Genomic DNA, 13,452 nt, shown 5'->3' on the forward strand with positions numbered 1-13,452 from the left:
GGAAAAACACAAATTTAAGTGGATAAAGATACTATAGTTATTCGAGAAATTAGGCCACAAGATAATGAGCAATTAGAGCAAGTTATTAGAGCTTGCTTTCATGAATTTAAAATTCCTTTAGAAGGTACTGCTTATACTGATAGTGAAACACCAAAAATGTTTGAAGCATACCAAAATATAAATGAAGTATATTATGTTGTTGCTAAAGATGATGAAGTTTTGGGCGGCGGGGGTATTAAGTCTTTAAACAATGCTGAAGGAAATATTTGTGAATTGCAAAAAATGTATTTCTCTCCAAAAGTGAGAGGAAAAGGTTTTGGGAAATTATTGTTTGATACATGTTTGAAGCAAGCAAAACAATTTGGGTATGATCAATGTTACTTGGAATCTGCGCCACAGTTAAAAGCTGCAATTCATATCTACGAAAGTTTTGGTTTTAAACATTTAGAAGGGCATTGGGAAACACAGGGCATTATTCCTGTGGTGTTTGGATGATAAAAGATTTATGAGGTTAAAAGAGATTCAAAATACCTTTCGAGCAGAATTGTACGGACTTTATCCAAATGAAGAAGTTGATAGTTTTTTTTATTTGTTGATTGAAAGTTATTATAGCATTTCTGGAATTCAATTAGCAATGGATATAGCATTAGAAATAGAAAACCCAAAGGCTATTTTAGAAGCCATCGAACTTTTAAAACAATACAAACCGATACAATATATAATAGGTAAAACAGAATTTTATGGTTTGCCTTTTTATGTGAATGAAAATGTATTAATACCAAGGCCTGAAACTGAAGAATTGGTAGAATGGATTATCAATGATTTTGATAAAAACAAAGAACTACATATTTTAGATATAGGGACAGGTAGTGGTTGTATCGCAATTTCTTTAGCAAAAAACCTACCGAATGCCAAAGTTTTCGCGCTTGATGTTAGTAAAGAAGCATTAGAGATCGCTAAACATAATGCTGAATTAAATGATGTATCTATTGAATTTATAAACGAGGATATTCTATCACTTAGTTATGCTGAGCATTTTTCAGCATCTCATAACTTTGATATTATCGTCTCAAATCCGCCTTACGTGCGAGAATTAGAAAAAAACATGATGCAACCCAATGTTTTAGAAAATGAACCACATTTGGCATTGTTTGTAAAAGATAACAATCCTTTACTATTTTATGAGGCTATTAGTGCTTATGCTAATGCCGCACTAGATGAAAATGGGTACTTGTTTTTTGAAATTAATGAATATTTGGGTAAAGAAACGGTAGAACTTTTAAGGCGTTGTAATTTTAAAAATATAGTATTGAAAAAAGATATTTTTGACAAGGATAGAATGGTTAAAGCTGAAATAAAATAATGAAAGACATAAAGCAACACATAGAAACTTTAAGAAACAAGTTAAGAGAACATAATTACAATTACTATGTTCTAGATAATCCAACCATTTCAGATTTTGAGTTTGATATTAAATTAAAAGAACTTCAAGAGCTTGAAGAACAGCATCCAGAATTTTATGATGCCAATTCGCCAACACAGCGCGTTGGGGGAGAAGTAACCAAAAATTTTGAAACCATAAAACATGAACATCGCATGTATTCTTTGGATAATTCTTATTCTAAAGACGATTTATTGGATTGGGAAACCCGTATCAAAAAAATGGTAGATGGCGATGTGTTTTACACTTGCGAATTAAAATACGATGGTGCATCCATAAGTTTAACCTATGAAAACGGAAAATTACTAAGAGCAGTAACCCGAGGCGATGGTTTTCAGGGCGATGATGTTACCGCGAATGTAAAAACCATAAAATCCGTACCGTTACAACTAAAAGGAGACTATCCGTCAAAATTCGATATAAGAGGAGAAATTGTATTGCCTTTTGATGGGTTCAATAAAATGAATCAAGAGCGACTTGCTAATGGAGAAGAACCTTATAGAAACCCCAGGAATACTGCCTCTGGGAGTTTAAAGCTTCAGGATAGTGCCGAGGTTGCAAAACGACCTTTAGAATGTTTGCTCTATAATTTAACAGGTAATAATCTAGGGATTTTATCTCAATTTGAGAGTTTGGAAAAAGCAAGGTCATGGGGGTTTAAAGTTCCTGAAGCTACAACATTAGCAAAGTCTGTTGATGAAGTTTTAGAATTTGTTAACTATTGGGATGTTAAACGTCACGATTTGCCTTATGAAACAGACGGTGTAGTAATTAAAGTCAATAATTTACAACAGCAAGAAGAGTTGGGATATACAGCCAAATCGCCACGTTGGGCAATGGCGTACAAGTTTAAAGCAGAACAAGTTTCAACCTTACTAAATGAAATTACCTATCAAGTAGGGCGAACAGGTGCAATAACACCAGTAGCAAATTTAGAACCTGTTGAGTTGGCAGGAACTACAGTAAAACGTGCATCTATTCACAATGCAGATCAAATTGAAAAGTTAGATATCAGAGAAAGAGATACTGTTTTTGTTGAAAAAGGTGGAGAAATTATACCAAAGATTATTAGTGTAGATTTTGACCAACGCCCAATTGATTCCCTGCCTACCCAATATATTACCCATTGCCCTGAATGTGAAACCGAATTGGTGAGAACCGAAGGCGATGCAAAACATTATTGCCCTAATTACAATGGGTGTAACCCTCAAATAATTGGTAGAATTCAGCATTATATTTCTAGAAAAGCTATGGATATTGAAGGTTTAGGAGGAGAAACTGTTGCACTTTTGGTAAATGAAGGTTTAATTTCCAATTATTCTGATTTATATGAATTGACTGTTGAGCAGGTAATTCCTTTGGAACGAATGGCAGAAAAAAGTGCTGAAAACTTAATAAATGGTGTTAAAGCATCAGTAAACATTCCTTTTGAGCGTGTGTTGTATGCTATTGGGATTCGCTATGTGGGAGAAACGGTAGCCAAAAAACTAGTAAAACATTATAAATCTATTGATGGCATTATAAACGCTTCTCAGGAAGATTTAGAAAATGTTGATGAAATAGGGGTTAAAATAGCAGAAAGCGTAAAATTGTTTTTTTCTTCTGAAGAAAATGTTGAAACTATTAATAGATTAAAGCAGTTTGGTGTGCAATTGGAGATTTCTTCTGAAGAATTAGAGGGTCAAACCGATATTCTAAAAGGGCAATCTATTGTGGTTTCAGGAGTTTTTGAGCATGTAACTAGAACTGAACTAAAAAAACTAATTGAAGATAATGGTGGAAAAGTAAGTAGTTCTATTTCATCAAAAACTAGTTTTGTAGTTGCTGGCGATAAAATGGGGCCAAGTAAAAAAAATAAAGCTGAATCTTTGGGGGTTTTATTAATTTCTGAGGTTGAATTCCTACAAAAAATTAATAAAATGTAAAATTTTAACGATAAAATGCATTTTTTTATCGATTAATTGTATTTTTTTATATATTTGATTTCTAAAGATTAAGTACTTTTATGTGTAGCCCCAAACTATTAGCATTTTTAGTAGGTATTGTTTATTTCCTTTTTATATATTTTCTGTTTTCAGGAAATATATTTCAAGCGCAATGTTTCAGTTCTTTAATACTGCCAATTTTAACACTTGGTTACTTCTGTGGTACAGAAAAAAAATCAATATACTTTATTACTTTTTTAGTATTGTATTCTATATCAGATTTAATGGTATTTGTTTCTGATATGTTTTCAGATATTATTTATTATTTTGTTGGAAATTCCTTATATATTTTGGCATACGTGGCATTAGTCATCGAAATAGGTAAAAGTCTCAATTTGAGGCAAATATTAAAACAATATAAATTTTCGATTTTAGTACTGTTTGTACTAAATTTTTTCATTGCCTATAAATTGCTTGATATGGTTGACCCTTATGCAGGTTCTGAATATTTTATTGAGATAACCTATAATGTGTCTATGTTATTAATTTTGTCTTTAGCATTGTTAAATTACTTTCATCAAGAAAGTAGAAAAGCGTTTTACCTACTTATTGGGGCAATCTGTATTGTCTTTTCTGAGGTAATAAATGTAACCTATTTGTATGCTTATCATCAAAACTTGTTAAGCTTTTTAACCATTACATTAGCGGTTGTTGGTTTTTTCTTTTTATACCAACAAACAAAGCTTAATTATAAAATTTCAAACTCAATATATTAATCAAATAGTTTTTAAAGTTTTAAAAAGGGAATGTCTTTTTTATAAATGTATGCGATAATTGCAGATACTATAAATGTGAAAAGTGCAGTCCCAAAAAGCAAACCTCCATCTCCTTTAATTTCTATTCCTAATTGTGTTAAGTGCATATAAATAGCACCTCCAATTACTCCTAAAGTTAATAAAGCACCTGCCCAAACAGTTTTTGGTATTAATAATAGTATACCAGCAATTAATTCAACTACACCAATGCCTATCCTTCCAAAAGGTTCTAAGCCAACTGTTTCAAAAATATAAACACTATCGGGATGTGCTAAAAATTTAAATCGTAAAGTTTGTATTAAAATTAAAGCAACAATAATGCGAAGTATTAACGGAATGTATTTTTTCATTTTATTTTGGTTTGATTAAAATTTTAGACGCAAAAAACATAGAAACTTTTCATAATTAAACAAAATAATAGATAAAGGGTCTTCGCTTACTAATTTTATTGCTTTTAATTTCAATGCGTTTTTCTTAAGTTTTATTACAACGAAGTGCGTTAAAAATGTATTTATTGTGTATTAAATTGGTAATGCAATATTTCGCTATGTTTTGTATGTACTTTTGCTACCTTTGCGGAAAGTATAATTTAAATGATTTTAAAGGCTTTTAAAGAAAAATCCAATAAAAAGTATTTAAACAAATTGTTATCAGAACGTAAAGTAAACGTTGATGGTAGTAAAATTAAAAGCTTAGGTGTAATTTTAAATCTTGAAGAGATTGATAATTTTAATGTTTTCAATGTTTTAGCATCTCATTTGAAAGTACATTCGAATAAAATAAAAGTTATTGCCTACACGCCAGATTTAAAAAGTCATGGAAATGCTTGGGATACTTGTTTTAATTCGAAAGATTTTGGTTGGAAAGGAGAAATAAAAAATATGGAACTCCAATCTTTTTTAGATGAACCTTTTGATGTTTTAATAAGTTATTACACTAAAGAACATTTGGAATTAAAATTATTAACAGCATTATCAAAATCTAAATTTAAAATCGGAATTTTGCAAACCGAAGCTCGTTTAAACGATTTAATAATTAAAACAAAAATTAAAGAATCTAAGATATTTGGAGACGAGGTTGTAAAATATTTAACAGTATTAAATAAAATTTAAAAATGAATAGTAAGTTTCTAGGAACTGGAGTTGCATTGGTTACGCCATTTAAAAAAGATTTAAGTGTAGATTATGATGCGCTTAAAAATATAGTAAATTTCAATATAGAAAACGGAACAGATTATTTGGTAATATCTGGGACTACCGCTGAAAGTGTAACGGTTACTAAAGAAGAAAAGAAAGTTATAACCGATACTATTATTGCAATAAATAACGGAAGAGTGCCATTGGTTTTAGGTATTGGTGGTAGTAATACTAATGCAGTTATTGAAGAAATTAATACTACTGATTTAAGTAATATTGATGCTATTTTATCTGTTTCTCCGTATTATACCAAGCCAACCCAAGAGGGGATTTATCAGCATTTTAAAGCTATTTCTGAGGCGTGTCCAGTTGATGTTATTGTGTATAATGTACCAGGGCGTACTTCAAAGGATTTAGAGCCAGCAACTACAATTCGTTTAGCTAATGATTTTAAGAATATTGTAGGTGTTAAGGAAGCTGGAAATAATATTTCAAACTATTTACAATTATTAAAAAACAAACCTGAAAACTTTTTGGTTATTTCTGGTGATGATGATTTAGCGTTAGGTGTTACTCTAGCAGGTGGCTCAGGAGTTATTTCGGTAATTGGGCAAGCATTTCCAAAAGCATTTTCAGATATGATTCGTTTAGGATTAAAAGGTGATGCTAAAGCTGCTTATAAATTGCATTATAAATTAATGGATGTTATTGATTATATTTTTGAAGAAAATAATCCAGCAGGTATCAAAGCTGTTTTTCAAGCTTTAAATTTATGTGGTGATACTGTAAGATTACCGCTTGTACCAGCTTCTGAAGGATTACAAAAAAATCAAACAATTTGTTGCGGAATTTAACTAGTGTTAAAGTTTACTTAAACCACGCTAGGATTACATTTCAAGATTTAAATTCGCTTAGAAATAATATTTTTAAATTACATTTTAAAAGTGTAATTTTGCATCTTGTTTAAAATTATGAAATACATTTTTAGCATATTAGTATTAGCTTGTTTATTTAGCTCTTGTAGCGAATATCAAAAGGTTCTAAAAAACGAAGATATTGCTGCAAAATTTAAAATGGGCGATTCACTTTATAAAGAAGGGAAATTTGATAAAGCAAACAGACTTTTTGCTCAAATAGTACCTAATTACAAAGGGAAACCACAGGCTGAAAAATTGATGTACTTGTATTCCAGTTCTTTTTTTAAGATGAGAGATTATTACGTTTCTGGTTATCAGTTTGAGCGTTTTGTGTCTAGTTATCCTAAAAGCGAAAAGAAAGAAGAAGCCGCTTTTTTAAGTGCTAAAAGTTATTACATGTTGTCTCCTAGATATTCTAAGGAACAAAAGGAAACAAGGGATGCAATAGAGAAATTGCAAGAATTTATAAATATATATCCTAATTCTGAGCATGTTGCAGAAGCAAATACTTTAATCAAAGAATTAGATTTTAAATTAGAGAAAAAAGCATTTGAAATTGCAAAGCAATACAATACGATATCAGATTTAAAGGCATCTATAAAATCGTTTGATAATTTTCTATTTCAATTTCCGGGTTCAACTTTACGTGAAGATGCTTTGTTTTATAGATTAGATGCTGCATACAAGTTAGCGGTAAGAAGTATTGAATATAAAAATACTGCTGAGGGTATTGTGAAATTGAGAAAAAACAGATTAGAAGAAGCAAAAGAATATTATTTAGGCTTTAAAAAAGCATATGCTGACTCCAGATATATCGAAGATGCAAATAAAATGGCATCAAAATTAGAAGAAGAATTAGAAACTTATAGTGCAAAAAGTTAATATATAATGATGGATTTAAAAAAACAACTGCTCCCGTAAATACGGTAACGTATGACAGAAATCAAGTAGACGAGCCAACGGAGAACATCTACGAGTCTATTTCTATAATTGCTAGAAGAGCAGAACAAATCAATACTGAAATCAAAAAAGAATTGATTGATAAGTTGGAAGAGTTTGCAACTTACAATGATAGTCTTGAAGAGATTTTTGAAAATAAAGAGCAAATTGAGGTATCTAAATTTTACGAAAAATTACCAAAACCTCATGCTTTAGCTGTTCAAGAATGGCTTACTGATAAAATTTATTTTAGAAATACTGAGGAAGATTCTCAAGAATAATTTCTAAATTTAAACACCATTAGCTAAACTCCAATACCGTTTTAATACATGGTATTGGAGTTTGTTTGGTTATTAATCATAGGTTTTCTTTTATGAGTGTATTAAGTGGAAAAAAATATTACTGGGTATAACTGCGGGTATTGCTGCTTACAAAACAGCATCGTTAGTGAGATTGTTTATAAAATCTGGAGCTCAAGTAAAAGTAGTGATGACACCTTCTGCTAAAGAATTTATAACACCACTTACACTTTCTACACTTTCTAAAAACCCTGTGTATTCTTCTTTTACAAATGAAGATGATGATAATGCTGTTTGGAATAACCATGTAGATTTAGGACTCTGGGCAGATATTTTTGTGATAGCACCAGTAACCGCGAATACATTGTCAAAAATGGCTCATGGTGGCTCAGATAATTTGTTGTTGGCAACATATCTTTCAGCAAAGTGTCCTGTGTATTTTGCTCCTGCTATGGATTTAGATATGTACAAACACGAATCTACAAATGCATCATTCGAAAAACTAAAATCTTTTGGAAATATTATGATTCCTGCCACAAGTGGTGAATTAGCAAGTGGTTTAGTAGGAGAAGGCAGAATGGCAGAACCCGAAGATATCATAGCTTTTGTAGAAGCTGATATTTTAGAAAAACTACCTCTAAAAGGAAAAAAAGTATTAATTACTGCTGGCCCAACATATGAGGCTATAGACCCTGTTCGGTTTATCGGGAATCATTCAAGTGGTAAAATGGGCTTTGAAATAGCCAAAGCTGCTGCAAAATTTGGTGCTGAGGTGATTTTAATTACTGGGCCAACTCATCAAAAAGTTACTCATAGTTTAATACACGTTGTACCTGTTACAAGTGCAGGTGAAATGTATGAAGAGGTACATAAATATTTTGATGATACAAATGTAGCGATACTTTCTGCAGCTGTTGCAGATTTTAAACCAAAAGAAGTTGCGCTTCAAAAAGATAAAAAAGAAGTCAGATACCTTAACTTTAGAGTTAGAACGCACCAAAGATATACTAGCATCTTTAGGAGTTATTAAAAAGAAGCAATTTTTAGTTGGTTTTGCTTTAGAAACCAATAACGAGTTGGAAAACGCAAAACAAAAACTAAAAAAGAAGAATTTAAATTTAATTGTTTTAAATTCGTTACAAGATAAAGGTGCTGGCTTTAAAGGCGATACAAATAAAGTAACCTTTATTGATAATAAAAACAATATAACCGAGTTTCAATTAAAGTCTAAAGCCAAAGTAGCCGAAGATTTATTAAACGAAATAGTAAAGCAAATACATGCGTAATTTTTTAGTCATTCTATTATTATGTTTAGGTTCACTTGGGTTTGCTCAAGAACTAAATTGTACTGTTGTAGTGAACTCGCAACAAACGGGTAATGATAACCTTCAAATTTTTAAAAACCTAGAAAAACAATTAACTGAATTTGTAAATAATACAAAGTGGACTAAAAAAACTTTTGCACCTCAGGAGTTGATTAATTGCAGTATGAATATTATCATTACCGAATATAGCGGAGAAATATTCAAAGCGAGTATTCAAGTACAATCCTCACGACCAATTTATGGCTCGTCTTACAGCACGCCTATTTATAATTTTAATGATAAAGATTTTACATTCAGGTATTTAGAGTTTCAGAATTTAATTTATAATGCAAATCAATATTCATCAAATTTAATTTCTGTGTTGTCTTTTCATATTTATATGATGTTAGCTTTAGATGCGGATTCTTATGAGAAAAATGGCGGGCAAGCATATTACAAACAAGCCCAAACTATTTTAAATTATTCGCAAGGCGAAAACTTTAAAGGGTGGAAATTAGAAGATGGTTTAACAAGCAGATTTGTGCTTATAGATAATGTACTTTCTACAACATTTAAAGAATTTAGAAATGTAATGTATGATTATCATCGTTTAGGTTTAGATATAATGAGTGAAGATGTTAAAGGCGGTAAAACTGAAATATCCAAGAGTTTAATTCGGTTTAATGCTATGAATAGTAGAAGACCAAATTCTTTTTTATTAAGAACATTTTTTGATGCCAAAGCAGAAGAGATAGAACAAGTATTTAGTGGAGGACCACAAATTAATATTGCTAATCTTAAAGATATTTTACAAAAAGTGGCACCTATGCATTCTAGTAAATGGCGTAATATATCGTTTTAGATTTTAACATCATAAGCATAACTGAGTACTGCAAACTGAATACTTAATACTGAAAATGCTAACATCCCTTACCATCAAAAACTATGCTTTAATTGATCATTTACAGGTCGATTTTAATGATGGTTTTACAATCATAACTGGTGAAACTGGTGCAGGTAAATCTATTCTATTGGGTGGCTTATCTTTAATTTTAGGTAAAAGAGCAGATTTAAGTAGTTTAAAAGATACCGAAAAAAGTGCATCATTGAGGCAGTTTTTAATATTTCAAACTATAATTTAAAATCACTTTTTGAAGCTGAAGATTTAGATTTTGAAACACAAACTATCATAAGGAGAGAGATTTTGCCATCGGGTAAGTCACGAGCTTTTGTAAATGATTCTCCAGTAAATTTAAATAGTTTGCAACTTTTAGGAGAACGATTAATCGATGTGCATTCACAACATCAAACCTTACAATTAACACAAAATGATTTTCAGTTTCAGGTTATTGATGCTCTGGCAAATATCGATATTGAACTTTCAGATTACAGGAGTAATTTAAAGTTTTATAAGACTTTTAAAACTGAGTTAGAAGACTTACAAAATTTAAAGTCTGATGCTATAAAAGAATATGATTACAATTCTTTTTTATTAAATGAATTGGTAGAAGCCAATTTAGTTGAAGGAGAAATAAAATCTCTTGAAGAAGAGTACGAAACACTCAATAATATTGAAGCCATAAAAGAACGTTTATCTGAAGCATACCAATTATTAAGTGATGAACAGGTTGGTGCTATTACTACAATTACAAGCTTAAAAAATAACCTTCAGAAGTTATCGAGTTTATCTTCAAAATATGAGGACTTATTTGAAAGAGTGAATAGTAGTTTAATTGAAATTGACGATATTTTTGCCGAAGTTGATGTATTGCAAGAAAGTATAGAAGCTAATCCAAACAGATTGGAAACGGTAAATTCTAAATTACAAGCGCTTCATAATTTGCTGCAAAAACATCAAGTGTCAGAAGTTTCAGAATTAATAGAAATTAGGGAGCAGTTGTCAGAGAAAGTTGAAATAACTCAAAATCTAGATGAGACTATTCTAAATAAAGAAAAAGAAATCTCAGATAAAGCAGCAGAATTAAACAGCATTTCTAAAAATATTCATAATAAAAGAAGTAAAGCTATTCCTGATTTAACACAACAGTTACAAGCTATTTTGAATGATTTAGGTATGCCAAATGCCCAATTTAAGATAGATTTGATGACTACCGATACTTATTTTTCAAATGGAAAAGATGAATTATCATTTTTGTTCTCAGCAAATAAAGGTGGTAATTTTAACGCATTAAAAAAAGCGGCTTCAGGGGGCGAGTTGTCTCGAATTATGCTGGCTATTAAGTTAGTACTATCTAATTATATCCAGTTGCCAACCATCATGTTTGATGAGATAGATACTGGAGTTTCAGGAGAAATATCAAACAAAATGGGAGATATTATGCTGCAAATGAGTAAAAATATGCAAGTGTTTTCAATTACGCATTTACCGCAAATAGCAGCTAAAGGCCATTCACATTTTAAAGTATACAAAGAGGATGTAAATAATCAAACTCAAACTAATTTAGTGAAACTAAATCATGACGATAGGATTGTGGAAATTGCACAAATGTTAGGAGGAACCGATTTGTCATCTTCCGCCATTGCGCATGCTAAGGAATTACTTAATTAAAAAACTTTCTGATTAACGTTGAAAGTTTAGTATTTTTGAATTATTAAATTAAAAACTATAACTAACTAAAATATGGCTTACAATTTACTTAAAGGAAAAAGAGGTATTATTTTCGGAGCATTAGACTCTAATTCAATTGCTTGGAAAACAGCAGAAAGAGTACATGAAGAAGGCGGAACATTTGTTTTAACCAATGCACCAGTTGCAATGCGTATGGGGCAAATTAATGAGTTGGCTGAAAAAACAGGATCTCAGATTATTCCTGCCGATGCTACTTCAGAAGAAGATATCCAAAATTTAATAGAGCAATCTATGGGTATTTTAGGAGGTAAAATCGACTTTGTATTACATTCTATTGGTATGTCTATAAACGTTAGAAAAGGAAAGCATTATACTGACCAAAACTATGCATGGACACAAAAAGGAACTGATGTTTCTGCAATGTCTTTCCATAAAGTAATGCAAACACTTTATAAAAAAGATGCCATGAATGAGTGGGGAAGTATTGTTGCGCTAACATATATGGCTGCTCAACGTGTATTTCCTGATTATAACGATATGGCTGATAATAAAGCGTATTTAGAAAGTATTGCCCGTAGTTTTGGGTATTTCTTTGGTAGAGATAAAAAAGTACGCGTAAACACAATTTCTCAATCGCCAACACCAACAACAGCAGGTAGTGGTGTAAAGGGTTTTGATGGGTTTATTTCTTATGCAGAAAAAATGTCGCCACTTGGTAATGCAACAGCCATGGACTGTGCAAACTATACTGTTACATTGTTTAGTGATTTAACTAAAAGAGTAACATTACAAAACTTGTATAATGATGGAGGTTTTAGCAACATGGGCGTAAGTGATGCTGTAATGAGTACGTTTACAGGAGAAGAATAAAATTTTTAAATTATAGAATGAAGAGCCACCATTAAAACGGTGGCTTTTTTGTTACTTTTGTGTTATGCAATTACAGTTTTCATTTATTATTCCTGTCTATAATCGTCCTGATGAGATAGACGAACTTTTGCAGAGTTTTAAAGCCCTAAAAGTAGATTCTCAATATGAAATCGTCATCGTAGAAGATGGTTCTAATGAAACTTCAGAAGCAGTAATTGATAGGTATAAGAGTGATTTAAATATCTCCTATTTTTTTAAGACCAATACCGGTCCAGGAGATTCTAGAAATTACGGTATGCAACATGCTAAAGGTAATTACTTTATTATTTTAGATAGTGATGTTATTTTACCTGAAAACTATTTAAGCGAAGTAAATAAAAGCCTTAAGAGTGATTATGTAGACTGTTTTGGTGGACCAGATGCAGCACACGAATCGTTTAGCAATTTGCAAAAAGCGATTAACTTTTCTATGACGTCTTTTATAACTACAGGAGGTATTAGAGGGCATAAAAAGGCTTTGGATAAATTTCAGCCTAGAAGTTTTAATATGGGAATTTCTAAAAAAGCATTTTCAGCTTCTAAAGGTTTTGGACAAATTCATCCAGGAGAAGATCCAGATTTATCAATCAGACTTTGGAATTTAGGTTTTAAAACCAAACTAATACCAGAAGCAATTGTGTTTCACAAGCGCCGTATTTCTTTGAAGAAATTTTACCAACAAGTCCACAAATTTGGATTAGTACGCCCTATTTTAAACAAATGGCACCCTAGCACAAAAAAAGTGACCTATTGGTTTCCTTTACTTTTTAGTATCGGATTCTTGATTTCAATAGTGATGGCTATTTTTAATATCATATTACCAATTATGGTATTTGGGTTGTATTTTGGTATTGCATTCATTTTGGCTATAGTAACTACTAAAAATATTATAGTTTCAATTTTAGCAATAGGGGCAATTGTAATTCAATTTTTCGGTTATGGTTATGGGTTTTTAAAATCCACTTTTGCAATTCAGCTTTTAAACAAAAAACCAGAAGTACATTTTCCAAAATTATTCTTCAAACTCAAATGATAAAAAAACTCAAAACAGAATTATTAACTTCTATTAAGAACAAAAGACTTAACGTATTTCTGTTGTTTCTGTTTTTTGCATTCGTTATCTTAATTTTTACAAAACTTTCAAAAGACTATACAAATACAGCTACTTTCAATATAA

14 protein-coding genes and 1 pseudogene are annotated in these 13,452 nt (G+C 30.9%); 14 read left to right on the plus strand and 1 reads right to left on the minus strand.

The window, feature by feature from the left end; all coding sequences use genetic code 11:
• The first annotated feature begins 18 nt into the window (after positions 1-18).
• The 4 genes from AC0L5U_RS00635 to AC0L5U_RS00650 all read left to right on the plus strand — a co-directional run bounded on the left by AC0L5U_RS00635 (position 19) and on the right by AC0L5U_RS00650 (position 4,142).
• Positions 19-495 carry a GNAT family N-acetyltransferase gene (locus tag AC0L5U_RS00635; protein ID WP_473414081.1) on the plus strand — a complete coding sequence of 159 codons (477 nt, stop codon included), beginning with the start codon at positions 19-21 and terminating at the stop codon, positions 493-495.
• A gap of 10 nt (positions 496-505) precedes the next feature.
• The gene (gene prmC, locus AC0L5U_RS00640; RefSeq protein WP_473414082.1) at positions 506-1,363 is read left to right on the plus strand and encodes a peptide chain release factor N(5)-glutamine methyltransferase; all 858 of its coding nucleotides are present in this window, start codon (positions 506-508) and stop codon (positions 1,361-1,363) included.
• Complete coding sequence (ligA, locus tag AC0L5U_RS00645; RefSeq protein WP_473414085.1) at positions 1,363-3,366, plus strand: NAD-dependent DNA ligase LigA; 2,004 nt, start codon at positions 1,363-1,365, stop codon at positions 3,364-3,366. The genes prmC and ligA overlap by 1 nt, the downstream gene beginning before the upstream one ends.
• A gap of 80 nt (positions 3,367-3,446) precedes the next feature.
• On the plus strand, positions 3,447-4,142 hold the full coding sequence (locus tag AC0L5U_RS00650) for a hypothetical protein (RefSeq protein WP_473414086.1): 696 nt from the start codon (positions 3,447-3,449) through the stop codon (positions 4,140-4,142).
• 11 nt (positions 4,143-4,153) lie between these two features.
• On the opposite strand, the gene AC0L5U_RS00655 is transcribed toward AC0L5U_RS00650, so the two are convergent.
• Entirely contained in the window at positions 4,154-4,531 is a 378-nt protein-coding gene (locus AC0L5U_RS00655; protein ID WP_473414087.1) for a DoxX family membrane protein, read from the minus strand.
• Positions 4,532-4,774: 243 nt separating this feature from the next.
• Between AC0L5U_RS00655 and AC0L5U_RS00660 the strand changes: the two genes are divergently transcribed.
• From AC0L5U_RS00660 to AC0L5U_RS00705, 10 genes and pseudogenes are all read left to right on the plus strand, one after another.
• Positions 4,775-5,293 carry a DUF6913 domain-containing protein gene (locus AC0L5U_RS00660; RefSeq protein ID WP_473414089.1) on the plus strand — a complete coding sequence of 173 codons (519 nt, stop codon included), beginning with the start codon at positions 4,775-4,777 and terminating at the stop codon, positions 5,291-5,293.
• Between the two features lie 2 nt (positions 5,294-5,295).
• A complete protein-coding gene (gene dapA, locus AC0L5U_RS00665) occupies positions 5,296-6,171 on the plus strand; it encodes a 4-hydroxy-tetrahydrodipicolinate synthase (RefSeq protein ID WP_473414090.1) in 876 nt (291 codons plus the stop codon).
• 117 nt (positions 6,172-6,288) lie between these two features.
• Positions 6,289-7,116, plus strand: coding sequence for an outer membrane protein assembly factor BamD (locus AC0L5U_RS00670; protein ID WP_473414091.1), 828 nt, complete (start codon positions 6,289-6,291; stop codon positions 7,114-7,116).
• On the plus strand, positions 7,116-7,454 hold the full coding sequence (locus tag AC0L5U_RS00675; protein ID WP_473416125.1) for a DNA-directed RNA polymerase subunit omega: 339 nt from the start codon (positions 7,116-7,118) through the stop codon (positions 7,452-7,454). The genes AC0L5U_RS00670 and AC0L5U_RS00675 overlap by 1 nt, the downstream gene beginning before the upstream one ends.
• A gap of 139 nt (positions 7,455-7,593) precedes the next feature.
• Positions 7,594-8,502 (plus strand): bifunctional phosphopantothenoylcysteine decarboxylase/phosphopantothenate--cysteine ligase CoaBC, encoded by a 909-nt coding sequence (gene coaBC / locus AC0L5U_RS00680; protein WP_473416126.1) that lies wholly within the window; start codon positions 7,594-7,596, stop codon positions 8,500-8,502.
• Positions 8,411-8,758 (plus strand): phosphopantothenoylcysteine decarboxylase domain-containing protein, encoded by a 348-nt coding sequence (locus AC0L5U_RS00685; RefSeq protein WP_473414092.1) that lies wholly within the window; start codon positions 8,411-8,413, stop codon positions 8,756-8,758. The genes coaBC and AC0L5U_RS00685 overlap by 92 nt, the downstream gene beginning before the upstream one ends.
• Positions 8,751-9,638 (plus strand): type IX secretion system protein PorD, encoded by an 888-nt coding sequence (gene porD / locus AC0L5U_RS00690; protein ID WP_473414094.1) that lies wholly within the window; start codon positions 8,751-8,753, stop codon positions 9,636-9,638. Before AC0L5U_RS00685 ends, porD begins: the two co-directional genes overlap by 8 nt.
• Positions 9,639-9,693: 55 nt before the next feature.
• Positions 9,694-11,345: pseudogene (recN, locus tag AC0L5U_RS00695) on the plus strand (DNA repair protein RecN).
• A 72-nt stretch (positions 11,346-11,417) separates the two neighbouring features.
• Positions 11,418-12,236, plus strand: a complete 819-nt coding sequence (locus AC0L5U_RS00700) for an enoyl-ACP reductase FabI (protein WP_473414096.1) — start codon at positions 11,418-11,420, stop codon at positions 12,234-12,236.
• A gap of 64 nt (positions 12,237-12,300) precedes the next feature.
• The gene (locus AC0L5U_RS00705) at positions 12,301-13,308 is read left to right on the plus strand and encodes a glycosyltransferase family 2 protein (protein ID WP_473414098.1); all 1,008 of its coding nucleotides are present in this window, start codon (positions 12,301-12,303) and stop codon (positions 13,306-13,308) included.
• Positions 13,309-13,452 lie beyond the last annotated feature (144 nt).

The sequence above is a fragment of the Jejuia sp. G7-7 genome (assembly GCF_055808955.1).

Coding starts and splice junctions, on each gene's coding strand:
- AC0L5U_RS00670 (WP_473414091.1), top strand. CDS start 6,289: ATGAAATACATTTTTAGCATATTAGTATTAGCTTGTTTATTTAGCTCT.
- AC0L5U_RS00650 (WP_473414086.1), top strand. CDS start 3,447: ATGTGTAGCCCCAAACTATTAGCATTTTTAGTAGGTATTGTTTATTTC.
- ligA (WP_473414085.1), top strand. CDS start 1,363: ATGAAAGACATAAAGCAACACATAGAAACTTTAAGAAACAAGTTAAGA.
- AC0L5U_RS00660 (WP_473414089.1), top strand. CDS start 4,775: ATGATTTTAAAGGCTTTTAAAGAAAAATCCAATAAAAAGTATTTAAAC.
- porD (WP_473414094.1), top strand. CDS start 8,751: ATGCGTAATTTTTTAGTCATTCTATTATTATGTTTAGGTTCACTTGGG.
- AC0L5U_RS00655 (WP_473414087.1), bottom strand. CDS start 4,531: ATGAAAAAATACATTCCGTTAATACTTCGCATTATTGTTGCTTTAATT.
- prmC (WP_473414082.1), top strand. CDS start 506: ATGAGGTTAAAAGAGATTCAAAATACCTTTCGAGCAGAATTGTACGGA.
- AC0L5U_RS00705 (WP_473414098.1), top strand. CDS start 12,301: ATGCAATTACAGTTTTCATTTATTATTCCTGTCTATAATCGTCCTGAT.
- dapA (WP_473414090.1), top strand. CDS start 5,296: ATGAATAGTAAGTTTCTAGGAACTGGAGTTGCATTGGTTACGCCATTT.
- AC0L5U_RS00700 (WP_473414096.1), top strand. CDS start 11,418: ATGGCTTACAATTTACTTAAAGGAAAAAGAGGTATTATTTTCGGAGCA.